Genomic DNA, 24,515 nt, shown 5'->3' with positions numbered 1-24,515 from the left:
GCGTTCAGGGAAAAAAGGCGGGCTCATTATGCCCACGTCTAAGAAGTGACGTGCTTCTCATCCGACAAGCGTAGCTGGCGACCTGCGGTCCCTGCAAAAAGAATCCGCAGTTGCCATTGATTTGAACGAATAGGGTGACAGACTGCTGCCTGTAATCGCACAAGCGCGGCGTTGCTGTTAGAGTGCGCGCCGTCATCACGTTGGAAAAAGGACCGATTCAATGGCTACCAATCGCTCGCGCCGCCTGCGCAAAAAACTCTGTGTCGATGAATTCCAGGAACTGGGTTTCGAAGTCAATCTGACCTACCGTGACGGTCTTGACGCGTCGGCAGTCGACGGCTTTCTCGAAGCTTTCCTGAACGAAGCTATCGAAGCCAACGGTCTAGGCTATATCGGTGGTGAGGATTATGGTTTTGTATGCTTGGCCAGTCGTGGCTCGGTTAACGAAGAGCAGCGCGGTCAAGTCGAGGCGTGGCTGAAGGGCCGCAACGAACTAGCCGAATTCAACGTAAGCCCGTTGATGGATGTCTGGTATCCGGAAAACGAGATCAACGCTAAGGCGTGATCGAGTCGTTCCTGTCCTGATCGGTCGCGGTTGTTTGCCTGGATTTGCGCAATGCAATCCGGGCAATCAACCGGCGTAGCCCGTACATCAGCGTAGTTACGCCCAGCGCTACACCCACCCCAATGGCCGCATTGGTCAGGCGTATCTGCGGCAATTCCCAATCGTGCGCCAGGGTTTCTGCCAACAGCAAAAAGCTCAGTGTCGTCTGCAGGACGAATAGCCCGTAGTGATGTGCCTGGAAAGCCCGACTCAGCATCACCAGTGGCAGCATGATCATCACCATCATCGGCGGATCGGCCAGGCTGTGGCCCATATAGATCAGTACCGCTGCCGCGCAGAAAATTCCGATGCCAGCTTGCAGAGCGCGAACGAGGCTGTGCTGCAAATCCATTTGCAAGCTTGTGAAGACTGCCAGCGTCAGCCAATAACCTCGTGGAAGCTCGGCAAGGGTCACGATCAGGCCACCGGTGGCCGCTGCGAGTATGTAAGTCAGGGCATGGAGCCGCCATTGGTGAATCGGAGTACGCCGCGCACGGCGCCGTAGCACTTTCATCAAGCTGAATAGCCGAGGCATGTACGGCCACATGCGCAAGCCATGCATGCCGCGTAGCCCGAATGCCAGCAGGGTGACCCAAAGACCTCCCAAAGCGAACAGTACGGCGATTGCCTGGGGATTGTTGAAATCGCCGATTCCGTGCTGCCCCTGGCCAAGGCACAGGCAGATCGCCAGGCCGATCCCGAGCTTGCCGGCCTCACTGCCATAGCGCTGCAGCCATGCCAATAACAGGCCGTAGAAGGCAAACAGACCAAGACTGACCAGAGGGTGCGTCGCCGACCAGAATCCGAGCGCGGCGCTACCGGCACCGAGGCCGATCAATAGCAGCATTCGTAGCATGCCGAGGCGGTGCAGCGGGTTCGCTTTGGCCGCCTGGAAAGCCCCGACAGTGGCCCATAGGAAGCCGGGATGACCGCTGAACAACCCGAGCAGAAGCGGCAGTGCACAGCCGAGGCCGGCTACGGTTGCTGCGCCCCAGGCGGGGCGGCCAGGCTGCCAGCCGACGATTATCCACAGTGGTTTTTTCATCTGACTCACGTCGGGCTCGAGCGTCCGGTCATTTCGCCGGCCATCTCGGTCGCATAGCTGTCAGTCATGCCGGCAATGAAGTCGATCATCCGTATGAAAGACTGATACAACGGCCAGTCAGGATTCGGCGCATTGCTACCAAGCAGGTCCAGTATGCGACGATTCTTGAAGGACGGTGTACGTCCGCCATGCTGCTCCAAGGCGGCACCACAGAAGGCGTTAAGGAGAATTTCGAGCGTGGTATAGGCGCCAATCTCGTGAAGCGTCTTGCGCTTGTCTTGAAAGATCTTTTCCCGCGCCATGGCTTTGGCTTGCACTACGCACTGTTTGGCTGGGCCGTGCATATGCTCGACCAGATCTCCGGCGAGTTTTCCAGTCAGCAGCGCCTGCTGCTGCTCGACGAAGGCACGTGCCGCGGCGTTGGTCAGATGTTCGATGGCCTTTCCTCTGAGAATGGCCAGCTTGCGCCTGCGCGAATCCTTGGGACCGAGTTGCCGGTAGGTCTCTGGCAGGTCGTCGCCCACCAGATTCAACAGCAGGGCCTCGACCTCGGCGTAATCGAGCAGGTCCATTTCGAGGCCATCTTCCAGATCGATGAGGCCGTAACAGATATCGTCTGCCGCCTCCATCAGATAGACCAGCGGATGACGCGCCCAGCGCTGCTCATCCAGCTTCGGCAGGCCGAGCTTCGAGGCGATTTGCTCGAGCAGAGGCAGCTCGCTCTGGTAGCAGCCAAACTTGTGCTTCTTGTAGCCGAGCGCCTCGGCATGACGCGATGTCCACGGATACTTGAGGTAGGTGCCAAGCGTTGCATAGGTCAGCCGGGTGCCACCGTCGAACTGGTGGTACTCGAGCTGTGTAAGCACTCTGAAGCCTTGCGCGTTGCCCTCGAAGTTCAAGAAATCGGCTCGTTCAGCATCGCTCATGCTATCCAGCCAGCCACGTCCGGCCGCCTGTTGAAACCAATGGCGAATCGCATCTTCCCCCGAGTGGCCGAACGGGGGATTGCCTATATCGTGAGCGAGGCAGGCTGACTGGATGATCATCCCTAGATCAGCCGGACTGCACCATTCCGGCATGTCGTCACGCAACACTTCTCCCACACGCATGCCGAGAGAGCGTCCGACGCAGCTCACTTCCAGCGAATGAGTGAGGCGGGTATGTATGTGGTCGTTGCTGGAGACGGGGTGCACTTGGGTCTTGCGCCCAAGTCGACGGAACGCTCCAGAGAAGATAATCCTGTCATGATCCTTGTGAAACGGGCTTCGACCAAGCTCTTCGTTGCTGTGAACGGATTTACCGAGCCGTTCACGATTAAGCAGGGTATGCCAATCCAAAGAGCAACCTCCTTGATGTCGCAGTGGGGCCGATGTGCCAGGCGCAATAACACGACCGGCAGCTAGCGCCGCAGCGTGTCCGTCGAGTGCATTCATCACATGGCGCCAGCCTACAGCACTTGCCGACTGCTAAACCATACGCGCATCGCATGGCGGGGCAGTCAAGCTGCACTGCCTGCCAACATCAGGCCTTCTCGGAATTTTGCGCCGGCTAATGCCGCATCTTACGGATAATCGGATATAGCAGAAGGCCCAATCGAGCCAGTTTGCCTACCTTTCCAAGGCGACGACCAAACAGAGCGAGCGCCATGGTCGTCGCTACCACCACGGGGCCCCTCTGTACAGTATGTTCGGACGCGGCACCGCGGTTCGCGACCATCTGCTTGATTCGCTGAAAAGGATGGGCGAGTGGTTGCGAGTGATAAAGGAGTTGTTGGCGGTTCATCTCCATGCGCAACCGAACCAGATCCTTGCGCATGGCGAGGTCGCTGGAACTACTAAGGGGAAAGCTCATGGCAATAGACGCTCCCGATTGCGGGCCAGCTCCTCGACCGTTGCCTGGAAGGGCGAAGCGCTCTCTTTGGCGAGGCGAGTTGCGCGGCTAATACATGCTGCCAGGCACACTGCGTACAGCACGCAGAGCACCAGGATCGCTGCGATAGGGTTGCTGTCCCAGAACGCGATGACGATCGCGGCCGATAGCCCTACCAAGATCAGCAAACCGAGGATGAGGGCGATACTGGCGAGAAGAAAAAGCTTGAACACTCGGACTCTTTCTTCCTGGATTTCTATCCCGACCAGCTCCAAATGCCCTTGCAACAGATCAACAAGCGCGCCGCCCATTTTCTTGAGGGAGGGCGCTGGTGCTTCATCGGCGTGCTTGGTTTCCATTGAATCCATACCCCACATCAGCGGCGGGTAATCAAGCCAAAGAGAAAACCGACCCCTGCCGCGATACCGATCGATTGCCATGGATGGGTATGGACATACTCCTCGGTGCACTGGATAGCTGCCTGACTCTGCTCACGCAACGTACCTTCCTGTTCCTTGAGCATTTGACGGGCGCGGCTGAGGTTGGCGTTGATCTTGCCGCGCAACTCTTCGGTCTGTGCACCTGCGGTCTCTTGCGTGTGCTTCAACAGGCGCTCGGTGTCTCCGATCAAGGTGTGGAATTCTTCAATGAGTGCGTTCTGAGCGGCTTGGAGGTTGCGGCGGTGTGCGGACTTGTCGAACAACGGTGCGGAGGTTCCCATGGATGCATCGGGGATTGGCGTTTCGTCACTGGTGCCGAAAGTGGATTCGGTAGACATCTGCAGCTCCTCTTCAGTCTCGCTGGAACAAAAGGTCCCAGTGCCTCAAGTTTCGAGCACGCTGATAGCGCAAGGTTCCCGCTCCGTTTGACTCGTTTTACCGTCAGTTTGCGTTCAGGCGTTGAACCCGCTCGCAGTGATGGTTCGTGTTTGATATATGCGCAAAAAAAAAAACCCGCCGAAGCGGGTTTTCTATCTACTGCACTTGCATGCGGTAGCCGCTATTACATCAGCGGGATGGTGTAGCTGACGATAAAGCGGGTCTGATCGATCTCACGACCGTCGCCGCGGTAGGTGCCGTTACGCAGCTTGACACCAAGATTCTTCAGCGCGCCACTTTGCATGACATAGCCGATATCGGTATCACGCTCCCACTCTTCGCCGTTGCCGTTGGCGCCGGCATCGGTGCCTTTCACGTAACGGGTCATGAAGGTCAGGCCCGGCACGCCCATGGCGGCAAAGTTGTAGTCATAGCGGACCTGCCACGACTTTTCGTCCGGATCGGCGAAGGTGGGGTCGATCATGACGTAGTTCACCAGGAACGCGTCGCCACCATTTAGGTAGGGATAACCGGTATTACCGCTCATGTCCTGATAGGCCGCACCGAATGCGTGGCCGCCCAGGCTATAGGTGAACATCGCGCCGAATGCCTTGTTGTCGACGTTGGTGTTGCCATCGTCGGTGGAGCGGGCGTAGCGAATGTCGCTCTTGAACGATTGCTTCTCGCCCAGCGGCATTACGTGAACCAGGTTGAAGATATGTTGCTTGTAGTTCTTGTCCAGGTTGCCGTAGTCGTACGAAGTCGTCAGTTCCTTATTCCACTGATACTTCAAGCTGGCGAAATCGAACTTATCAGAAGCTACACCACCAGCCCCTCCATTGGACATTGTCATGTCAGCAAAACCGGCTTCGCTGCGCAAGCTGGTTTCGGTCATGCGGCCGAGGTTGACGGTTAGGCCATCGATTTCCTGAGAGGTCAGCATGCCACCGCGAAAAGTCTGTGGCAGCAGGCGCGAGTCGCTCGGCAGGATAGTTGGCAGCTTCGGAATCATCTCGCCGATTTTTAGCGTGGTCTGGGAGATTCGAGCTTTCGCGGCGCCGCCGATGCGGCCGTAATCGTCCGGAGCGTAGCCATCGTCATTGGTAGGCAGAAGGCCGGAACCGGTGCGGTCGGGACTGGAATCGAGCTTCAGGCCCAGCAGGCCAATCGCATCTACACCAAATCCAACAGTGCCTTCGGTAAAGCCTGATTCGTATTTGAAGATAAAGCCTTGTGCCCATTCTTCGATTTTGGACTGGCCGGCGCCGTCATGACGGTTATCACCGTTGAAGTAGAAGTTGCGCAGTTCCAGGCTGGCTTTGCTGTCCTTCAAGAACTCAGCTTGAGCCATAGTAGGAATGGCCAGTGTTGCTCCCAGAGTGGCTAGGGCCACGCCCCGGGCGATTGGGGTCTTGAGCATTTCTTATTTCTCCTCGTTGGATGATGCTCTGAAGTCGCTCTTACGGCGCCATGCAATAAAGCACTACATAAGTAATTGAGCCCTTAGACCTTAGTCTTTAAGGCTTAAGCATGAAAGTGTCGGTTAAACCGTTCGGCGGTTATGTCTACTTCAGTTGAAGCCTGGCATCAACTGCTGCTGCCGATACGCGTCGACACATCCGGCCCAGTGGCTCTGCGGCCGCTTGGGTTGCCGCATCCTAGCGGTTTGCCAGCGTCTCGTCGATTCCCTAAATCAAACCATCGTTTGAGTGGGGTGAAGGTCACACTTTTTCTAACTGAGTAATCCGAAAGGACGAGGCTGGCAGTTCCCAGCTGCATCATGTCTGGCCTGCTAGAATTGCATGGCCTGTTCTAGTGAGTCGTACTTATGTATCTGCCTGAATGCCAGTTGTTTGGAACGCTGGGTTGCCACCTCTGTGAGCAGGCCGAGGCGGAGCTTCTGTCGCTAGTGGAAAACGGGCTGCTGGTAGAGTTGTTGGATATAGCCGACCGCCCTGAGTGGGTCGATGATTACGGCCTACGTATACCTGTGTTGCGGCGAGTGGATACGGGCGCCGAGCTGGATTGGCCATTTGAAGCAGAGCAGGTTGTATGGTTTTTGCAGCGATAGAAGCAAGGCAGGCTAGTCGAAGGAGTATCGCGGAGCGGGTGCAAGGGTGTGTTCGTGAGGTGCGCTAAGGGGCAGCGGGCCTGACCGATTAAACGAATCCAGACGCGGAGGTTTCGGCCCAAATACAAAAAAACCGGCCAGAGGCCGGTTTTTTTGCATCAGACCTATTCAGTCTGATGCCGGGATTTGGTCGGAGCGACTGGATTCGAACCAGCGACCTTCTCGTCCCGAACGAGACGCGCTACCAAGCTGCGCTACGCTCCGAAGATGGCGCGCATTTTACAGAAAAAGTTTTGCTTCACAAGCGTTTAGCGAATGCTTTTTTGACGGTGCCGGGCAGTGTGCTCGACACCGAAGAGCGGGGTGGTTACAGCTCCTTGACAGTACGAACTTGATCCTTGTTAACCCTGCCTGGCTTACCGTCGATGCCTTCGAATTCGTAGAAGCCGGCGTCCTCGTCATATTCCGGACGGTCCAGCGTCTGGATTTCTCGACCATCGTTGAGTGTGATGACGCTGGGGCTCGAACAGCCCGTAAGAAGGGCCAGTCCAACCAGCAATGCCAAGGCGGGTCCGGTTGCTGCACGCATGATAAGTCTCCTCTGAGTAGTTGCGTCTGTGACGGCAATCGCCGACGCTAAGTTCCCTGTGGAGGTGCTCGCTCCGAAAGCAGCTCAGGCGAGTTCAGATTGGCTAGCCGAGGATCGTCTGCGTCGAGGTCAAGGGCTTGTGCACCCAGCTCCAACAGTATCTTGCGGTTGCTGCGTTCTCCCGCATGCCAGGCAATTTCGATGGCAGGTGCCAGATCGCTCGGAATGACGCAGAACAGCGGTTCCCATTGCGTGTCACCCCTAGCCATTACGGCCTTCCCCGGCTCCGCTCGAGCGCTCTTGTACAGCTGTATAAGCAGCGCCTCGTCTATCAGCGGAGCATCGCACGGCAATACCATGAGCCAGTGGTGGCGAGCCGCCGCGAGGCCTGCTCGTATACCGGCAAGCGGCCCAGGAAAATCAGGCTCGTCGTCACAAACCAATCGATCGGCAAAGGCCGCGTAACGCTGTTGGTTGCGGTTGCAGGAGACGAGCAAGTCATCCGTCAGTGGCCGCGCGATGCGATACGGCCACGCCACGAGCGGTTTGCCATGCCACTCAACCAATCCCTTGTCCTGCCCGCCCATTCGTTGTCCGCGGCCACCAGCCAGCAGCAAAATCGAGCAATCAGCAAGCCTGCGCTGTTGCATCAAATGCTCCGCCAAAAGCCTGTGATATAACACCCAAAATTGAGTCCAACAACCGGGAAGCCTGTATGAGCCATCTTGCTGATCAATCCTTTGTTCCGTTGAATATTGCTGTCCTGACAGTTAGCGACACCCGTTCGCGTGAAACCGATACCTCAGGGCAGCTTCTCGTCGACCGGCTCCTGGCTGCCGGGCATCGACTGGCTTCTCGAGTACTGCTCAAGGACGATCTGTACCGCATTCGTGCGCAAGTAGCGAACTGGATCGCCGAGGACGAAGTACAAGTTGTACTGATTACCGGAGGTACAGGTTTTACCGGGCGCGACAGCACCCCGGAAGCGGTGAGCTGCTTGCTGGACAAGCAGGTCGACGGCTTCGGTGAGCTGTTTCGCCAAATATCCGTTTCCGATATCGGCAGTTCCACCATCCAGTCGCGAGCGGTGGCCGGACTGTCGAACTCGACGCTGGTCTGCTGCCTACCCGGCTCGACCAATGCCTGCCGGACCGCCTGGGATGGCATTCTTGCCGAGCAGCTCGATGCGCGTCATCGTCCGTGCAATTTCGTGCCGCATCTCAAGCAGGCCGAACCCTGCGAGAGCCGCGCATGAAAGCGGGTGAGCCGCCAGCGCTGATGCCGGTAGAGCAGGCGCTTGAAGCACTGCTCAATCTGGCGGAGGCCACTCAGATTGATGGCGTCGAAAGCGTGCCGATCGATGATGCGGTTGGTCGGATACTCGCTGAACCCTTGATCGCGAAGCTGGACTTGCCGCCATGGCCGAACAGCGCCATGGATGGCTATGCCCTGCGAGAAGCCGATTTGTGTGGGCAGCCACTACGGGTCAGCCAGAAGATTTTTGCCGGCACTCAACCCGCACCTCTGGAACCAGGTAGCTGCGCTCGGATTTTCACCGGCGCGCCGATGCCGGAAGGTGCCGATAGCGTGGAGATGCAGGAAAACGTCGAGGTGCTCGATGATGGCCGAGTGCGTTTTGCCGTGCCGGTGCGGCAGGGGCAACACGTCCGTCCTCAGGGTGGCGAGGCGCGGTCGGGTGACGAGGTCCTGGCAGCGGGTGTGCGGCTGGGGGCGATTGAGTTGGGGCTTGCCGCTTCACTGGGTGTCTCGCAGCTGAACGTGAGTCGAAAACTCAAGGTCGCGCTGCTTTCTACCGGAGATGAGTTGGTCGAGCCGGGCGAAACGCTGCAGCCAGGACAGATCTACAACAGCAATCGCGTGCTATTGCGCCACTGGTTGCAGCGTTTGGGGTGCGATGTCATCGATGCCGGCATCGTGCCGGACGACCTCGCGCGGGTTCATCAATGCCTTGCGGGTCTGCACGAGGTAGATCTGATTCTTTCCACGGGTGGCGTGTCGGTCGGCGAAGCCGACTTTCTAGGAAGAGTTCTGCAGGAAGAGGGCGAGCTAACGCTCTGGAAGTTGGCGATCAAGCCAGGCAAGCCGTTGACCTGCGGTAGTTATCGCGGCGTAGCGGTCATTGGTTTGCCCGGCAATCCGGCCTCCACGCTGGTCACCTTTGGTTTGCTGGCGCGGTCTTATCTGTTGCGCAGGATGGGGGTGACGGAGGTCGAACCGTTAAGTTTTCCAGTGCCTGCGGGCTTCAGCTGGAACAAACCTGGCAAGCGCCGCGAATACCTTAGGGCGCGCCTCGAATCGGGCAGGGCGGTGCTATATGCCAACCAGAGCTCGTCGATTCTGCGCAGCGCAGCCTGGGCGGATGGGTTGGTCGAGGTGCGTGAACATAGTCAACTGAAGGAGGGGGATCCCGTACGCTTTATTTCTTTTGCTGAGTTGCTGGGCTAAGACCCAATTGCCTGAGGCTGTCCGGATGGAAGCCACGTATGAATGGCTCTGGCGCATTACGTCGGATAAATAGGGTAGCTGGGTACCGGCAACAAACTGATCGCATTTCTCACTGTCTACCTTTCCCGTCCGCGCCAGCTGTGGCTGCGATGTGCCTGGTACCCCAAAACAAGGAGAATGTGATGCAGGAGAGAAATGCCTGGGTCGATTATGCCAAAGCCATTGGAATCATCTTGGTGGTCTACGGACATGTTGCACGCGGGGTGTTCAATGCTGGCTTGCCAATAGAGGAAGACCGCTATCTTCTCGTCGATAGCATCATTTACAGCTTTCACATGCCGTTGTTTTTCTTTTTGTCGGGTTTGTTCTTTTACGATTCGCTGATGAAACGCGGAAAGACGGGGCTGATCACCAACAAGGTCGATACCGTCGTCTATCCCTTTATCGTCTGGTCGTTACTGCAAGGCTCGATTGAGGTGGTGTTGTCGAACTACACGAATGGAGAGGTCACCTTAGGGCAGGTGTTCTCGTTGCTCTGGTCGCCGCGGGCGCAGTTCTGGTTTCTCTATGCGCTGTTTCTGGTTTTCGTGGTCTGCTCCTTTGTCTATGCCAAGGCTGATCGTCGCTACTTCCTGCCGATACTGCTGGCATTCAGCGCCTTCTATGTCTTCAAGCAAGACCTCGCGATGGGCAATGTTGGCAGCTTCATCTTGGGCAATGCCGTATTTTTTGCGCTTGGCGTCTGGTTTAACGAGATCAAGGCGTATTTTTTGACCCGCTTCGTTCCGCTCACCTTGCTGTTCGGAACGCTATTCGTAATCGGTCAGTATCTGTTCCACATCACGTTTGGCTTGAACTGGGAAGTCGGTGGCTTGCCGGTACTTGTGCTGGCGACTGTTTCGATCTTTTTCGTGATTGCGCTATCGATGTGGTTAGGGCAGGTTCGGATGGAGTGGCTACTGTTCATTGGCGCTTCCTCAATGACCATTTACCTGATGCACATTCTCGCCGGAAGCGGTATTAGGGTAATCCTCAGCAGCTTCTTGGGTGTTGATTCCATCCCTGTGCATCTCGTGCTTGGGACGCTGATCGGCCTAATTGCACCGTTGCTGGCTCAAGCCATCATTACGCGTTATGACCTGTACTGGCTGTTGGTACCGCCGAAATCATTCTCTGCGACCAGCCTACGGACGCGCAGGGTGGTCGCGCACTGACCCCAGCGCGTTGCGCCTTGGTTGCAGCAGGCGCTGCAGGCTATCGATGCGGCGCCCGGTCATGCGGAGGGTTAGAAGGACGATGCTGCGGCTTAGCCGCAGCCAATCCGCTGAATTTCCAACGATTCGTCAGTCGTGAGTGTTAGCCGTTGCGCGTTGTATTCCAGCGTGACGACGTCTCCTGGTCGGAGGATGCGGGCTATGGCTGCCCCACTTTGTTGGCGTGCCTGTTCAAGCAATGCTGGGCTTGCATGTTTCCCGACCAGCGCCTGAACAGCCCCGGCGTTGCATCGCCCGGTTGTGTCCTGTGGCGTTTGCATCGAATCGGATGTTGATGACTGGCAGCCAAGGAGGATGGCGCCGTACAACATCAGAGTGATTGATCGAATGGCCTGCATGTTCGTTCTCCCTTGTATCGTGATCGTTTGGGGGGATGGGCGGTGGGTGGTTGAAATCCTCCTTTTGCTGAAACCTTAGCGTACGAGGGAACTGGCGGAACAGCGGCACCGTCTTAACTTTGGTGGCCCCTGACAATCGCGCGGGGCTGACGAATAAAAAGATTAAGGAGTTCCGCCATGTTCAATTCGTCCGTTATGAAGCGTGTAGCCAGCCTGCTGGCCGCGATGCACTTCATGCTGTTCGCGCAAATCCCGCTGGCCCAGGCGACAATGATCGGCACCCCGGAAATCATTGCCGAGCAGCAACAGCAAGTGGACCGCCAGCAGCTGCTGACGATGCTCGAGGACAAAGACGTCCAGAAAAAGCTGATCTCCATGGGTGTCGACCGCGATCAGGTTGAGCAGCGAATCAACAGCTTGACGCCGGCGGAACTCGCGCAGTTCAACCAGCAACTGGATCAGGCGCCAGCCGGTGCCGGAGTCGTCGGAATCATCGTTCTGTTCCTGGTGATCTTTATCATCACCGATCTGCTTTGCGCGACTAACATCTTCAACTTCGTCCACTGTATCAACCGTTGATGCAGCGACTGGTCCTGCTGTTTGCCGTAATCCTTCTCGGGGCGTGCGCGCGGACTCCAATCGTACCGGTTGGGTCCGCGGGGCTTCCCGAGCGGGTTGAGCTGGACGAGGTCCCATTCTTTCCCCAGGAAGATTATCAGGGCGGGCCCGCCGCGCTCGCCACGATGCTTACCCAGCGTGGCGTCGATACACAACCGGAACAGCTCGTCAAACGCGTTTATCTTCCCCAGCGCAAAGGTAGCCTACAGGTTGAAATGGTCGCGGCTGCGAGGGCCCACGATCTGCTGGTCTACCCGTTGGAGCCACGCCTAGAAGCGGTGCTGAGTGAGGTGGCGGCAGGAAATCCCGTCCTGGTGCTGCAGAACCTTGCTTTCGATCGCTGGCCTCAATGGCATTTTGCAGTTGTGGTGGGGTATGACCTGGCTGCGCAGACTCTCGTGCTGCGCTCCGGGACCACTCGGCGCTGGACCGGAAGTTTTCGTCAGTTCGAGCGCAGTTGGGCCAAGGGTAAGCGGTGGGCAGTGGTAACGGTTGCGCCCGATCAATTGCCGCGTACCGCTCAGGAAACGGTCTGGCTGAAGGCTGCGAATGACCTTGAGCAAACCGGCCACAATGATGCGGCGCTAAAAGCCTACGAAACGGCTGCACAACGTTGGTCGAGCGGCTTGTCATGGTTCGTACTGGCCAACGCTCGGTACGCACAAGGCGACAAGCCTGCGGCGGAGCGCGCCCTGAGGGCCAGCGTCCAGCGTGACAACGCTTTCGCGCCTGGTTGGTTTAACCTGTCGCAAGTGTTGGCCGAGCGGGGGTGTCGTACTCAGGCATCAGCAGCACGCTCATGTGCGGTGCAGCTGGCGCCGAAGGACGAGCGATTCAAGGCGGGGTTACCTAGGGGGCAAGAAGAGTCCGGCGCTTGCGATGCGGCTCCGCCATGTCCCGTTAGGTGATACGTCAGAAGCCGATTCTGTCACGCAGACTGTAATAGAGCGCGCCGAGAGCACTCAGCGGCGCGCTGAATGTTTGTCCTCCGGGAAACGGATAGTGCGGCAAACTGGCAAAAGCATCGAAGCGCTCAGCCTGCCCTCGCAAGGCCTCGGCAATGACTTTCCCGGCGACATGGGTGTAGGTGACGCCATGACCGCTGCATCCTTGGGAGTAGTAAAGATTGCCATCGAGCCGACCGACCTGGGGTAAGCGCGATAGCGTCATTAGAAAATTGCCAGTCCAGGCGAACTCCGTCTTGATGCCTTGCAACTGCGGAAACGTCTTGAGCATCTTCGGTCGGATGATCGAGTCGATATCGGCCGGATCGCGTGCGCCATATACCACTCCACCCCCATAAATCAGACGTTTATCGGCGGAAAGACGGAAGTAGTCCAACAAATAGTTGCAGTCCTCGACGCAGTAATCCTGGGGCAGCAGCGTTGCCGCGAGTTCAGGATCGAGCGGCTCGGTGGCGATGACTTGAGTGCCGCAGGGCATGGATTTGGCTGCTAGTTCAGGAACCAGTCCACCCAGATAGGCATTCCCGGCAACGACCACGAATTTAGCGGTTACTTGGCCGTGCTGGGTGTGTACTCGCGGCGTGTTTCCTCGATCGATACGGATTGCTGGGCTTTGTTCATAGATGACGCCGCCGAGGGATTCGACCGCTGCTGCTTCGCCGAGCGCAAGGTTGAGTGGGTGGATATGGCCGCCGCCGTGATCCAGCATTCCGCCGATGTATCGCTCGCATGCGACGACGTTTCGAATGCCGTCGTGGTCGAGCAGTTCGAGTCGATCGTAGCCGTAGCGCTCCCAAAGGGTCTTCTGAGCCTCGAGGTGGTGCATCTGTTTGATGTTGAAAGCGGCGAATACGCCTCCGTTCTTCAAATCGCAGTCAATGCCATAGCGCGCTACTCGCTCCCGGATAATCTGCCCGCCCTCGAATGCCATCGCCCCGATCAATCGTGCTTCGTCACGACCAGCACTGCGCTCGACGGTATCGATATCGCGGCTGTAGCTGTTAACGATCTGTCCACCGTTGCGCCCGGACGCGCCGAAACCGACCTTCGCGGCTTCAAGGACGATGACACGGAAACCTTGCTCAAGCAGGAACAGGGCGGTCGATAGCCCGGTGTAGCCGGCGCCAATCACGCAGACGTCAGTCTCGACATCGCATCCCAGGGCGGTGCGAACAGGCGCCGGGTTCGCCGAAGCCGCGTAATAGGATGACGGGTAGGGAGTGTGCGACATTCTGTTTGCCCTGTTTTGAATATTTGACGCTGATGCTATCGCTACAGGACTTCCTATGCCATAGCGGTGCGAGAGACTTTTTGGAATCCAAAAATTACGTATATCAGTGGCTTAGCGAAAAAAGCGCTTGACTCTCTCAGGCGTATCTCTAAAATGCGCGTCCATCGGAGGCACATAGCTCAGTTGGTTAGAGCACCACCTTGACATGGTGGGGGTCGTTGGTTCGAATCCAATTGTGCCTACCAATTCCGAAAAGGGTCGCGCTAGCGACCCTTTTTTTTATGCCTTGCTTGTCAGTGCGGCGGCTTTCTGAAAGCATCCGTGCTCCATATATTTCCAGTGACTTCGATCCGGATCGATCAGCTTTAGTGCTCCTGCCACCGTGCGGCAGGTTATTCGATGGATCGCTTTCCTGGCTCATCCCAACCCACGTGGCCTTTGGTAGGGGTCACCACTAGGAGAGGAGGCGCCATGCCCACCATTACTCTTCCTGACGGCAGTCAGCGTTCTTTCGATAATCCCGTTTCCGTCGCAGAGGTGGCTCAATCAATTGGCGCAGGTCTCGCCAAGGCTACTCTGGCGGGCAAAGTAGACGGTCGATTGGTTGATGCTTGTGATCTGATCGAGCGCGACGCGAGCCTGCAGATCATCACGCCTAAGGATGAAGAGGGGCTGGAGATCATTCGTCACTCCTGTGCGCACCTGGTTGGGCATGCGGTCAAGCAGCTATATCCGTCTGCCAAGATGGTGATTGGGCCGGTGATCGCAGAGGGCTTTTATTACGATATCGCCTTCGAGCGGCCGTTTACGCCGGATGATATGGCTGCGATCGAGCAGCGAATGAAAGAACTGATCGATACTGAATACGACGTGATCAAAAAGGTCACGCCGCGTGCTGACGTGATCGAGGTATTCCGGTCGCGCGGTGAGGATTACAAGCTGCGCCTAGTCGAGGATATGCCGGACGAGCAGGCAATGGGGCTGTACTACCACGAAGAATATGTCGACATGTGCCGTGGCCCGCACGTGCCGAATACCCGATTCCTCAAGTCCTTCAAGTTGACCAAGTTGTCTGGTGCCTATTGGCGTGGCGATGCGAAGAACGAGCAGCTGCAACGCATCTACGGTACCGCGTGGGCGGACAAGAAGCAGCTTGCCGCCTACATCCAGCGAATTGAAGAGGCCGAGAAGCGCGACCACCGCAAGATTGGCAAGCGCCTGGATCTGTTCCATACCCAAGAAGAAGCACCGGGGATGGTCTTCTGGCACCCGAATGGCTGGACTCTGTATCAGGTGCTCGAGCAGTACATGCGCGGCGTGCAGCGCGAAAATGGCTATCAGGAGATTCGGACTCCGCAGGTCGTTGATCGCAGCCTGTGGGAAAAGTCTGGACACTGGGCGAACTACGCCGAAAACATGTTCACGACCGAGTCGGAAAGTCGCGACTACGCGATCAAGCCGATGAACTGCCCTTGTCACGTGCAAGTTTATAACCAAGGGCTGAAAAGTTATCGCGAACTGCCACTTCGCCTTGCCGAATTCGGGGCGTGCCACCGCAACGAGCCTTCCGGTGCTTTGCACGGCATCATGCGAGTGCGTGGCTTTACTCAGGATGATGCGCATATCTTCTGTACAGAAGAGCAGATGCAGTCCGAGTCCGCTGCGTTTATCAAGCTGACCCAGGCGGTGTACGCGGATTTCGGTTTCGACAACATTGAATTGAAGCTGTCGACCCGGCCAGAAAAGCGAGTTGGCTCCGATGAGCTGTGGGATCGCGCCGAGGCGGCGCTCGCTGCTGCGCTGGATAGCGCTGGACTGCCTTATGACTTGCAGCCAGGTGAAGGCGCGTTCTACGGGCCGAAGATCGAGTTTTCGCTGAAGGATTGTCTGGGGCGCGTATGGCAGTGCGGAACGCTGCAGCTTGATTTCAATCTGCCGATTCGCCTGGGTGCCGAGTACGTCAGCGAGAATAATGACCGCCAGCATCCGGTCATGCTGCATCGTGCCATTCTTGGCTCGTTCGAGCGATTCATCGGAATTCTCATCGAGCATTACGAAGGCGCTTTCCCTGCCTGGCTGGCTCCAACTCAGGCCGTGGTGATGAATATCACCGACAAGCAGGCTGATTTCGCACTGGAAGTGGAGAAAACGCTTAACCAAAGCGGCTTCCGTGCCAAGTCCGACTTGAGAAACGAGAAGATCGGCTTTAAAATCCGCGAGCATACCTTGCTCAAGGTTCCCTATCTTCTGGTTATCGGAGACAGGGAAGTCGAGACACGATCCGTTGCTGTGCGCACCCGCGAGGGCGTTGATCTGGGGTCCATGCCCCTTGATCAGTTCGCCGCGTTGCTTGCACAAGCGGTTTCCCGGCGTGGTCGCCAAGAATTGGAGTAATCACTATTAAGCGTGAAATGAGACAGGATAAACGAGCTGCACCCAAGGCCCCGATCAACGAGAATATCTCGGCACGCGAGGTTCGCTTAATTGGGGCAGAGGGCGAGCAGATTGGCATCGTCTCGATTGATGAAGCGCTGCGAGTAGCTGAAGAAGCCAAGCTGGATCTGGTGGAAATTTCCGCCGATGCAATTCCTCCTGTATGCCGGATCATGGATTACGGCAAGCACCTGTTCGAGAAGAAAAAGCAGGTCGCAGCAGCGAAGAAGAACCAGAAGCAGATTCAGGTTAAAGAAGTAAAGTTTCGTCCAGGGACGGAAGAGGGGGACTACCAGGTCAAGCTACGCAACCTGGTGCGTTTCCTGAGTGACGGGGACAGGGCCAAGGTTTCGTTGAGATTCCGCGGCCGTGAGATGGCGCATCAGGAGCTGGGGATGGAACTGTTGAAGCGGGTCGAAGGTGACCTTGCTGAATACGGTTCGGTCGAACAGCATCCGAAGATGGAAGGACGCCAGCTGATCATGGTCATCGCTCCCAAGAAGAAAAAGTAACCACCAGGGCACTGGCAGGCCTTGCGGTTATTTGAAATCACCCACAATGTGGAGTACCGAACATGCCAAAGATGAAGACTAAAAGTGGTGCTGCGAAGCGCTTCAAGAAGACTGCTAACGGCTACAAGCACAAGCACGCTTTCAAGAGCCACATCCTGACCAAAATGTCTACCAAGCGTAAGCGTCAGCTGCGTGGTACATCTCTGATGCACCCGTCTGACAACGCAAAAGTAGAGCGCATGCTGCGCGTTCGTTAATTCGGTCAAGACTCAGAGGAATAACTCATGGCTCGTGTTAAGCGTGGCGTCGTCGCTCGTCGCCGTCACAAGAAAATTCTGAAACTCGCCAAAGGCTACTACGGCGCTCGTTCGCGTGTGTTCCGTGTTGCCAAGCAGGCGGTGATCAAGGCTGGCCAATATGCCTACCGTGACCGCCGTCAGCGGAAGCGTCAGTTCCGCGCTCTTTGGATCGCTCGTATCAACGCCGGCGCTCGTGTAAATGGTCTGTCCTACAGCCGTTTCATCGCTGGCCTGAAAAAAGCGGCTATCGAGATCGACCGTAAGGTTCTGGCCGAGTTAGCAGTGAACGAAAAAGCAGCTTTTGCTGCCATTGTCGAAAAAGCCAAAGCTTCTCTGGCCTAAGCCCATCGACAATCGAATCTTCGGATTCGTAGCGTCACCGATAGGGGAAGAGCCTTGTGCTCTTCCCCTATTTCGTATCTGAAGGGGCATTTGCAAAAATGCACCTCGCGTACAGCCTGAGTGCTGATCGTCTGGTGCGGTTCTGCAAGAACCTCTGGAGGTTGTACATGGAAAACCTGGATGCACTGGTCTCGCAAGCGCTTGAGGCGGTGCAACATAGTCAAGACATCAACGCCCTGGAGCAAATCCGGGTTCAGTATCTCGGCAAGAAAGGCGAGCTGACCCAAGTCATGCAGACGCTGGGCAAACTGTCTGCGGATGAGCGCCCCAAGGCCGGTGCGCTCATCAATGCGGCGAAGAGCCGCGTTCAGGATGAGTTGAATGCCAAGAAGGCGGATCTTGAGCAAGCTGCGCTGAGCGCCAAGCTCGCCGCCGAGCGGATCGATGTGACATTGCCAGGACGGGGAGAGGCCTCCGGTGGACTGCATCCGGTGACGCGAACACTCGAGCGGATCGAACAGTTCTTCAGCCACATCGGCTATAGCGTTGCCGAGGGCCCTGAGGTCGAAGACGACTACCACAACTTCGAAGCGCTCAATATCCCCGGCCATCATCCAGCCCGGGCGATGCACGACACCTTCTATTTCAACGCCAACATGCTGTTGCGTACCCATACCTCGCCGGTTCAGGTGCGCACGATGGAGTCGCAGCAGCCGCCTATCCGCATTGTTTGTCCGGGGCGTGTTTACCGATGCGACTCGGATATCACCCATTCGCCTATGTTTCATCAGGTCGAAGGCTTGCTCGTCGATGAGGGCATTAGCTTTGCGGATCTGAAGGGCACAATCGAGCAGTTCTTACGGGTGTTCTTCGAAAAGCCGCTGGGCGTCCGTTTCCGGCCCTCGTTCTTTCCGTTCACCGAGCCGTCGGCCGAAGTGGACATGCAGTGCGTCATGTGCAGCGGAAAGGGATGTCGCGTCTGCAAACAGACCGGTTGGCTCGAGGTGATGGGCTGCGGCATGGTGCATCCGAATGTGCTGCGCATGTCCGGTATCGATCCGGAGAAATATCAGGGTTTCGCTTTCGGTATGGGAGCCGAGCGGCTTGCCATGCTGCGTTATGGCGTCAACGACTTACGCCTGTTCTTCGATAACGACCTGAGGTTCCTGGCGCAATTCCGCTAGGCCAGAGTCCAGTCAAAGAAATACTAGGAGAGCAGGATGAAATTCAGCGAGCAGTGGTTGCGTACGTGGGTCAATCCGCAAGTTTCCCGTGAGGAACTGGTAGCGCGGCTGTCGATGGTAGGCCTCGAAGTGGATGCGGTCACCCCCGTGGCTGGTGAGTTCAGTGGCGTTATCGTGGGCGAGGTGCTGAGCACCGAGCAACATCCGGATGCGGACAAGCTGCGCGTCTGCCAGGTCAGCAACGGCAGCGAAACCTTTCAGGTAGTCTGTGGTGCGCCCAATGTGCGCCAGGGGCTGAAGATTCCTTTTGCGCTGATCGGCGCGCAGCTGCCGGGCGACTTCAAGATCAAGAAAGCGAAGCTTCGCGGCGTCGAATCCAACGGCATGCTCTGCTCGGAAACCGAGTTGCAGGTTGGTACAGACGACAGTGGACTGATGGAGCTGGCTGGTGATGCCCCCGTTGGTAGCGATCTTCGAGTGTATCTCGGCCTGGATGATGCGAGCATCGAGATAGGCTTGACGCCAAACCGTGGCGACTGCCTCTCTATCGCGGGGCTTGCGCGTGAGGTAGGCGCCATCTACGGCGCGAAGGTCGCTCCAGTCGATATCGTTCCGGTGGCTGCGAGCCACGATGAGGTACGTCCCGTAGAGGTGTTGGCGCCCACAGCTTGTCCGCGCTACCTCGGACGCGTGATTCGTAATGTGGACCTGTCGCGACCCACTCCGCTGTGGATGGTCGAGCGGTTGCGTCGTTCCGATATCCGCAGTATTGATGCGGTGGTAGATGTCACCAACTACGTGATGCTTGAACTTGGGCAGCCGCTGCACGCATTCGACCTAGCCGAGATTCAAGGAGGGATCAGGGTTCGGATGGCTGAGGATCAGGAGAAACTCGTCCTGCTTGATGGGCAGGAAGTGACTCTGCGCAGCGATACCTTGGTCATCGCCGACCACCAGCGTGCCCTCGCGATTGCTGGGGTCATGGGGGGTGAGCACAGCGGTGTGAGTGCCGCGACACAGGATCTGTTCCTGGAGAGTGCCTTCTTCGACACCATTGCCCTTGCCGGCAAGGCGCGCTCCTATGGTCTACATACCGACGCCTCGCATCGCTACGAGCGAGGGGTTGATTCCCAGCTGGCCCGTAGGGCCATGGAGCGGGCTACTGTGCTGCTGCTGGAGATAGTCGGCGGCAGCGCCGGGCCCGTAATCGAAGTCGCTAGCGAAGCCGATCTCCCCCGCGTTGCACCGGTTCTGTTGCGCAAGGATCGGATAGAACAGATGCTGGGGTTAAGCATGGCGGGCGATCAGGTCGTCTCGCTATTGTCAGCGCTGGGTCTGGGTGTTGCTGAGCTGGGAGATGAGTCTTGGGAAGTCAGCGTGCCCAGCCACCGATTCGATATCAGCCTCGAAGTAGATCTGATCGAGGAATTGGGCCGTCTGTATGGTTACGACCGCTTACCGGTGCGTTATCCCCAGGCACGTCTGGCCCCCGAAGCCAACCCTGAATCCCGAGCCGAGTTGCCCGCTCTGCGTCGCTTGCTGGTTGCCCGTGGCTACCAGGAAGCGATCACCTACAGCTTCATCGATCCGAAAATGTTCGAGCTGTTTAGCCCTGGTGTCGAGCCGCTGCAATTGGCCAACCCGATTTCCTCGGACATGGCGGCGATGCGCGCGACGCTATGGCCAGGGTTGATCAAGGCATTGCAATACAACCTGAACCGGCAACAGACGCGGGTGCGTCTGTTCGAGAGCGGCCTACGTTTTGTCGGTCAGCTTGGCGAGTTGAAGCAGGAGCCGATGTTGGCAGGTGTCATCACCGGCAGCCGTTTGCCGGAGGGTTGGGGCAACGATAGAGCCGCAGCTGACTTCTATGACATGAAAGCCGACGTAGAAGCCTTACTCGGGTATGCCGGTGACTCTGTCTCCTATCGCTTTTCCGCCGCCGAGCATCCTGCTTTACATCCTGGACAGACTGCTCGAATCGAGCGGGAAGGGCGTCTGGTCGGCTATATCGGAAGTCTTCATCCTGAACTGGCCGCCACGCTGGGTATCGATCAGCCCGTCTATCTGTTCGAGCTGCTGGTCGCAGAAATCAGCGAGGGCCGGCTACCGCGTTTCAGTGAGCTATCCCGCTTCCCTGAAGTGCGTCGCGACCTGGCGATTCTGGTGGCACGTGAAGTTCCGGCTGACGATGTGTTGCTATGCATTCGTAGGGCCGCAGGCGAGAACCTGACAGACCTCAAGCTATTTGATGTCTATCAGGGTAAAGGTATTGATCCTCTTAGCAAAAGTGTGGCAGTCGGCTTGACCTGGCAACACCCTTCGCGCACTCTAAACGACGATGAGGTGAGTGGTGCGATGCAGCAAATCCTCTCCTCCCTGGAAGAAAGGTTCAACGCCACGTTAAGGAAATAGCGTATGGGGGCTCTGACGAAAGCTGAAATGGCGGAACGTCTATATGAAGAGCTAGGCTTGAATAAGCGCGAGGCCAAGGAACTGGTCGAACTGTTTTTCGAGGAAATTCGACAGGCGCTCGAGCATAACGAGCAGGTGAAGTTGTCCGGTTTCGGCAACTTCGATCTGCGCGATAAGCGACAGCGCCCTGGGCGCAACCCGAAAACCGGTGAGGAAATCCCGATCACGGCGCGTCGTGTCGTGACATTCCGGCCAGGGCAAAAACTAAAAGCCAGAGTCGAAGCCTATGCTGGAACCAAGTCATAACGACGAATTGCCAACGATACCTGGCAAACGCTACTTCACCATCGGTGAGGTCAGTGAGCTGTGTGCGGTCAAACCGCATGTGCTGCGTTATTGGGAGCAGGAGTTTCCGCAACTCAATCCTGTGAAGCGTCGCGGTAATCGGCGCTATTACCAGCGGCAGGACGTGCTAATGATCCGGCAGATTCGGTCATTGCTATATGAGCAAGGCTTCACGATCGGCGGCGCTCGGCAGCGGATGTCCGGTGACGAGGCTCGTGAGGACACAACGCAGTACAAGCAACTGATCCGACAAATGATCACCGAGCTTGAAGATGTGCTTCAGGTGCTCAAGAACTAACTACTTGGCATAAAAAACTTTCACATATTCAGTCGCTTAATGTATAGTTCGATCCGCTTCCAGCCGAGCTGAAAGCATCGTCGGGGCGTAGCGCAGCCTGGTAGCGCACTTGCATGGGGTGCAAGGGGTCGAGTGTTCGAATCACTCCGTCCCGACCAAAAAACTTCACGATTTAGGCCAGTTCAGAGATGAGCTGGCCTTTTTCGTTTTAGACGGTTTTTACGGGACTTTAATCCGGCCTCTTTCCTCGTTATCGCCAGCGTCGATCTTGCTGTTGAGGCGTGAAGCCCTAGCGTGGCCTGCGCTCGATGGCCGGTCAGAGCCCTGTATCCGATGATAGGGACGGCTCAGACCGATCCTGCTTACGGAACGCCTGGGGGGATAGCCCCATGAGGCGCTTGAAGAACCGGGAAAAGTAGGCCGCCTCCGAGAATCCGAGTCCTTCGGCGATCTGTTTGGCACTGAGTGCGGTGTAGAGCAGCTGTCGTTTTGCTTCGAGCAGCAAACGTTGATGGATTACCTGCTGTGCGGTACAACCAGCGAACCGACGTGTCAGGTTGTTCAGGTGTGCAGGCGTGATGCCGATGCGGTGCGCATACTGCTCAATAGAGAGCTGCTCGCGAAAGTGTGCCTCGACCAACGCAGAAAATGCCTGCAGATGGTCCAGTCCGGGCAATGGGCGCTCCCGCTGCCGATCATGTGCCTGTCGCCGCAACCAGGTTACGACAAGGCCGATCAGCGAGTGAAGCTGCAGTTCCCGTGCTGGGGCTGGGCAAAGGTATTCGCGATTGATGGCTTCGAAGAGCCCATCGAGATATTGCAGATCATCGCCGATGGGGTGGAGGGCGGCCGTAGCGAGAATGGGTTGGGGTGCGGCGAGCTGTTCCTCGAGCACCCTGGCCAACGGAGCTGCCAATGTGATGACATAGCCCTCTATTTGGTCGGAAAATTGGAAACCGTGGATGCACAGCGGCGGCACTACTTGAATTGCCGGATGTTCCAGCCGGGTTTGCGCTCCTTCAATCTCGATCACGGCCCAGCCGCTGCGAACGTACAGCAATTGCACCAGATCGCCATGCCGATGGGGCTTGATTTCCCAATCGTGCAGGCGACTGCGCTCTGGGATCGATTCGCAATGCAGTAGATCCGGTGCGGTCCACTCAAGACGGTCACCGTAGAGCTTGAACACCGGAACGCTCGCCGGACGGGCTTCCATGACGTGGCCTCTGCGCAAAGCGTTGACGCTAGCACCGCCAGCAGGCACTGCCCAGCCTGCCGGGTCACTCGATCGGCTCATAGGGCAGGCCTACGTAGTTTTCCGCGATGCTGGTCAGCCCGGCGACGGTACTGGTGTAGTACTCCAGCTCGCTCTGCTGGATGCGCTGACTAAAACCGTCGGTATCCGGGAAGCGATGCAGCAACGAGGTCATCCACCAGGAGAAGCGTTCGGCTTTCCATACGCGCCGCAGGCAGATAGGTGAATAGCGGCTGACGAGGTCGTGTCGACCTTCTTGGAATACTTTGCAGAGGATCCGGTACAGCGTGCTGACATCGCTTGCCGCGAGGTTCAATCCTTTCGCGCCGGTGGGTGGAACAATATGCGCGGCATCGCCGACGAGGAACAGCCGGCCGTATTGCATGGGTTCGGTCACGAAACTGCGCAGCGGGGCGATACTCTTTTCCAGCGAGGGGCCGGTCACCAACTGGGCGGCGATATCTTCAGGTAGACGGCACTTGAGCTCTTTCCAGAAACGCTCATCCGACCAGTCCTTCACATGTTCATCCAGACCTATTTGCAGGTAATAGCGTGAACGGGTGGTGGAGCGCATGCTGCACAAGGCGAAGCCGCGCTCATGGTTGGCGTAGATCAGCTCTTCATGCACCGGAGGCGTATCGCTGAGCAGCCCTAGCCAGCCGAACGGATAGACCCGCTCGAAGATTTCCAAGGCATAGCTGGGGATGGTCTTGCGCGAGACGCCGTGAAACCCGTCGCATCCGGCGACGTAGTCGCAGTCCAGACGCAGCTGTTCGCCGTTGTGCGTGAAGGTGACATAGGGCGCATCGGATTTCAGATCGTGTAGCTGCACGTCGCTCGCTTCGTAGAACGCCGGGGCACCGCTGTCGCGACGGGCGACCATCAGGTCTCGGGTCACTTCGGTCTGGCCGTAGACCATGACCGTATCTCCACCCGTAAGAGTTTTCAGATCGATCCGTTCGCGTCGTCCAGCGAAGGCCAACTCGACACCTTCGTGGACAATTCCTTCGCGGTCCATGCGTTCGGCAACACCGGCCTCTTGCATCAGATCGACCAAGCCCTGCTCAAGCACTCCTGCTCGGATGCGACCCAGCACATAGGCCGCGCTCTGGCGCTCGATGATCACATTAGAAATGCCTGCCTTATGTAAGAGCTGGCCGAGTAATAGGCCGGACGGGCCTGCGCCGATGATGGCAACATTGGTTCTCATGAATGGCCTCTCGTTATTGTTCGCGCGTGTTGCGCCTATTGATTCGAGATGACGGACATTCTTGCTGCACCGACGGGCCCAAGTTAATGGCCATACCCGGCTTTAACTTGGACTTTTATAAACTGCGTTCGGTAATCGGACAGGCTCGTTACGGCCCTTGAGCCGACTACGGCCGATGTCGAGCTGATATGACTGCACTCAACCAAAGGGGGCTTCATCCTTCAGGTCGCTGCCGCCGTGTGTTGCAGTCAAGTGATTTGCATAAGCGACTCGGTAACGGTCCTATAAAAAAGCCCGTCACGAGGACGGGCGAAAGTTTCCGCAACAGGAGCGA

27 protein-coding genes and 3 tRNA genes are annotated in these 24,515 nt (G+C 57.2%); 17 read left to right on the top strand and 13 right to left on the bottom strand.

All coding sequences use genetic code 11. The features are described from left to right. Nucleotides 1–220 precede the first annotated feature (220 nt). Nucleotides 221–565 carry a YggL family protein gene (locus MCB86_RS08335; protein WP_045162449.1) on the top strand — a complete coding sequence of 115 codons (345 nt, stop codon included), beginning with the start codon at nt 221–223 and terminating at the stop codon, nt 563–565. Here MCB86_RS08335 and MCB86_RS08330 read toward each other — a convergent pair. The 6 genes from MCB86_RS08330 to MCB86_RS08305 all read right to left on the bottom strand — a co-directional run bounded on the left by MCB86_RS08330 (nt 555) and on the right by MCB86_RS08305 (nt 5,756). Further along, nucleotides 555–1,649, bottom strand: coding sequence for an FUSC family protein (locus MCB86_RS08330; protein WP_239610571.1), 1,095 nt, complete (start codon nt 1,647–1,649; stop codon nt 555–557). The genes MCB86_RS08335 and MCB86_RS08330 overlap by 11 nt on opposite strands. Before the next feature lie 5 nt (nt 1,650–1,654). Continuing rightward, nucleotides 1,655–2,986, bottom strand: a complete 1,332-nt coding sequence (locus tag MCB86_RS08325) for a deoxyguanosinetriphosphate triphosphohydrolase (protein WP_045162448.1) — start codon at nt 2,984–2,986, stop codon at nt 1,655–1,657. Between the two features lie 211 nt (nt 2,987–3,197). After that, nucleotides 3,198–3,500, bottom strand: coding sequence for a hypothetical protein (locus MCB86_RS08320; RefSeq protein ID WP_045162447.1), 303 nt, complete (start codon nt 3,498–3,500; stop codon nt 3,198–3,200). Continuing rightward, complete coding sequence (locus MCB86_RS08315; RefSeq protein WP_045162565.1) at nt 3,497–3,877, bottom strand: phage holin family protein; 381 nt, start codon at nt 3,875–3,877, stop codon at nt 3,497–3,499. The genes MCB86_RS08320 and MCB86_RS08315 overlap by 4 nt, the downstream gene beginning before the upstream one ends. Nucleotides 3,878–3,894: 17 nt before the next feature. Beyond that, entirely contained in the window at nt 3,895–4,296 is a 402-nt protein-coding gene (locus MCB86_RS08310) for a DUF883 family protein (RefSeq protein WP_045162446.1), read from the bottom strand. 224 nt (nt 4,297–4,520) lie between these two features. Then, nucleotides 4,521–5,756: an OprD family porin gene (locus tag MCB86_RS08305; RefSeq protein ID WP_045162445.1), complete on the bottom strand. Its 1,236-nt coding sequence runs from the start codon at nt 5,754–5,756 to the stop codon at nt 4,521–4,523. A gap of 408 nt (nt 5,757–6,164) precedes the next feature. Between MCB86_RS08305 and MCB86_RS08300 the strand changes: the two genes are divergently transcribed. Beyond that, nucleotides 6,165–6,407: a glutaredoxin family protein gene (locus tag MCB86_RS08300; RefSeq protein WP_045162444.1), complete on the top strand. Its 243-nt coding sequence runs from the start codon at nt 6,165–6,167 to the stop codon at nt 6,405–6,407. Between the two features lie 187 nt (nt 6,408–6,594). On the opposite strand, the gene MCB86_RS08295 is transcribed toward MCB86_RS08300, so the two are convergent. The 3 genes from MCB86_RS08295 to mobA all read right to left on the bottom strand — a co-directional run bounded on the left by MCB86_RS08295 (nt 6,595) and on the right by mobA (nt 7,646). Beyond that, nucleotides 6,595–6,671: transfer RNA gene (locus MCB86_RS08295), tRNA-Pro, on the bottom strand. Between the two features lie 103 nt (nt 6,672–6,774). Then, the gene (locus tag MCB86_RS08290) at nt 6,775–6,996 is read right to left on the bottom strand and encodes a YgdI/YgdR family lipoprotein (protein WP_045162443.1); all 222 of its coding nucleotides are present in this window, start codon (nt 6,994–6,996) and stop codon (nt 6,775–6,777) included. A 47-nt stretch (nt 6,997–7,043) separates the two neighbouring features. Next, nucleotides 7,044–7,646, bottom strand: coding sequence for a molybdenum cofactor guanylyltransferase MobA (gene mobA, locus MCB86_RS08285; protein ID WP_239610606.1), 603 nt, complete (start codon nt 7,644–7,646; stop codon nt 7,044–7,046). 65 nt (nt 7,647–7,711) lie between these two features. Here mobA and moaB point away from each other — a divergent pair, with 65 nt between their 5' ends. The 3 genes from moaB (at nt 7,712) to MCB86_RS08270 (ending at nt 10,676) form a co-directional block, all read left to right on the top strand. Next, nucleotides 7,712–8,251, top strand: coding sequence for a molybdenum cofactor biosynthesis protein B (moaB, locus tag MCB86_RS08280; protein ID WP_045162441.1), 540 nt, complete (start codon nt 7,712–7,714; stop codon nt 8,249–8,251). After that, nucleotides 8,248–9,462: a gephyrin-like molybdotransferase Glp gene (glp, locus tag MCB86_RS08275; protein ID WP_239610570.1), complete on the top strand. Its 1,215-nt coding sequence runs from the start codon at nt 8,248–8,250 to the stop codon at nt 9,460–9,462. Before moaB ends, glp begins: the two co-directional genes overlap by 4 nt. A gap of 182 nt (nt 9,463–9,644) precedes the next feature. Continuing rightward, nucleotides 9,645–10,676, top strand: a complete 1,032-nt coding sequence (locus MCB86_RS08270; RefSeq protein ID WP_239610569.1) for an acyltransferase — start codon at nt 9,645–9,647, stop codon at nt 10,674–10,676. 92 nt (nt 10,677–10,768) lie between these two features. On the opposite strand, the gene MCB86_RS08265 is transcribed toward MCB86_RS08270, so the two are convergent. Beyond that, nucleotides 10,769–11,074 carry an I78 family peptidase inhibitor gene (locus MCB86_RS08265; protein WP_239610568.1) on the bottom strand — a complete coding sequence of 102 codons (306 nt, stop codon included), beginning with the start codon at nt 11,072–11,074 and terminating at the stop codon, nt 10,769–10,771. A 177-nt stretch (nt 11,075–11,251) separates the two neighbouring features. Between MCB86_RS08265 and MCB86_RS08260 the strand changes: the two genes are divergently transcribed. Both MCB86_RS08260 and MCB86_RS08255 read left to right on the top strand, forming a co-directional pair. After that, nucleotides 11,252–11,653 (top strand): PA2779 family protein, encoded by a 402-nt coding sequence (locus MCB86_RS08260; RefSeq protein ID WP_045162437.1) that lies wholly within the window; start codon nt 11,252–11,254, stop codon nt 11,651–11,653. After that, complete coding sequence (locus tag MCB86_RS08255; RefSeq protein WP_239610567.1) at nt 11,650–12,600, top strand: PA2778 family cysteine peptidase; 951 nt, start codon at nt 11,650–11,652, stop codon at nt 12,598–12,600. Before MCB86_RS08260 ends, MCB86_RS08255 begins: the two co-directional genes overlap by 4 nt. A 4-nt stretch (nt 12,601–12,604) precedes the next feature. Here MCB86_RS08255 and MCB86_RS08250 read toward each other — a convergent pair whose 3' ends face one another. Then, on the bottom strand, nt 12,605–13,888 hold the full coding sequence (locus MCB86_RS08250) for an FAD-binding oxidoreductase (protein WP_239610566.1): 1,284 nt from the start codon (nt 13,886–13,888) through the stop codon (nt 12,605–12,607). 168 nt (nt 13,889–14,056) lie between these two features. Between MCB86_RS08250 and MCB86_RS08245 the strand changes: the two genes are divergently transcribed. The 10 genes from MCB86_RS08245 to MCB86_RS08200 all read left to right on the top strand — a co-directional run bounded on the left by MCB86_RS08245 (nt 14,057) and on the right by MCB86_RS08200 (nt 21,874). Continuing rightward, a tRNA-Val gene (locus MCB86_RS08245) sits at nt 14,057–14,133 on the top strand. Between the two features lie 226 nt (nt 14,134–14,359). Continuing rightward, complete coding sequence (gene thrS, locus MCB86_RS08240; protein ID WP_239610605.1) at nt 14,360–16,282, top strand: threonine--tRNA ligase; 1,923 nt, start codon at nt 14,360–14,362, stop codon at nt 16,280–16,282. After that, on the top strand, nt 16,282–16,833 hold the full coding sequence (gene infC, locus MCB86_RS08235; RefSeq protein ID WP_239610604.1) for a translation initiation factor IF-3: 552 nt from the start codon (nt 16,282–16,284) through the stop codon (nt 16,831–16,833). Before thrS ends, infC begins: the two co-directional genes overlap by 1 nt. A 62-nt stretch (nt 16,834–16,895) precedes the next feature. After that, complete coding sequence (gene rpmI, locus MCB86_RS08230; protein WP_019339386.1) at nt 16,896–17,090, top strand: 50S ribosomal protein L35; 195 nt, start codon at nt 16,896–16,898, stop codon at nt 17,088–17,090. A 27-nt stretch (nt 17,091–17,117) separates the two neighbouring features. Next, nucleotides 17,118–17,474: a 50S ribosomal protein L20 gene (gene rplT / locus MCB86_RS08225; protein WP_019339387.1), complete on the top strand. Its 357-nt coding sequence runs from the start codon at nt 17,118–17,120 to the stop codon at nt 17,472–17,474. A 167-nt stretch (nt 17,475–17,641) separates the two neighbouring features. Beyond that, nucleotides 17,642–18,658: a phenylalanine--tRNA ligase subunit alpha gene (gene pheS / locus MCB86_RS08220; protein ID WP_073303920.1), complete on the top strand. Its 1,017-nt coding sequence runs from the start codon at nt 17,642–17,644 to the stop codon at nt 18,656–18,658. 36 nt (nt 18,659–18,694) lie between these two features. Further along, nucleotides 18,695–21,073 (top strand): phenylalanine--tRNA ligase subunit beta, encoded by a 2,379-nt coding sequence (gene pheT, locus MCB86_RS08215; protein ID WP_239610565.1) that lies wholly within the window; start codon nt 18,695–18,697, stop codon nt 21,071–21,073. 3 nt (nt 21,074–21,076) lie between these two features. Then, nucleotides 21,077–21,379 carry an integration host factor subunit alpha gene (ihfA, locus tag MCB86_RS08210; protein ID WP_003282572.1) on the top strand — a complete coding sequence of 101 codons (303 nt, stop codon included), beginning with the start codon at nt 21,077–21,079 and terminating at the stop codon, nt 21,377–21,379. Then, a complete protein-coding gene (locus MCB86_RS08205) occupies nt 21,360–21,716 on the top strand; it encodes a MerR family transcriptional regulator (RefSeq protein WP_025242142.1) in 357 nt (118 codons plus the stop codon). The genes ihfA and MCB86_RS08205 overlap by 20 nt, the downstream gene beginning before the upstream one ends. An 81-nt stretch (nt 21,717–21,797) precedes the next feature. Further along, nucleotides 21,798–21,874, top strand: a tRNA-Pro gene (locus MCB86_RS08200). A gap of 158 nt (nt 21,875–22,032) precedes the next feature. On the opposite strand, the gene MCB86_RS08195 is transcribed toward MCB86_RS08200, so the two are convergent. Together MCB86_RS08195 and pobA are read right to left on the bottom strand one after the other, a co-directional pair. Then, on the bottom strand, nt 22,033–22,932 hold the full coding sequence (locus tag MCB86_RS08195) for a helix-turn-helix domain-containing protein (RefSeq protein ID WP_239610564.1): 900 nt from the start codon (nt 22,930–22,932) through the stop codon (nt 22,033–22,035). Nucleotides 22,933–22,996: 64 nt separating this feature from the next. Then, nucleotides 22,997–24,181 carry a 4-hydroxybenzoate 3-monooxygenase gene (pobA, locus tag MCB86_RS08190; protein WP_239610563.1) on the bottom strand — a complete coding sequence of 395 codons (1,185 nt, stop codon included), beginning with the start codon at nt 24,179–24,181 and terminating at the stop codon, nt 22,997–22,999. Nucleotides 24,182–24,515: the final 334 nt, after the last annotated feature.

Origin of the sequence: Pseudomonas sp. KSR10, assembly GCF_022355455.1 — a bacterium.
GTDB classification, from domain to species: domain Bacteria; phylum Pseudomonadota; class Gammaproteobacteria; order Pseudomonadales; family Pseudomonadaceae; genus Stutzerimonas; species Stutzerimonas stutzeri_E.
Note: the sequence above shows the minus strand (reverse complement) of the source record. Positions and strands in the feature narration are given on the sequence as shown.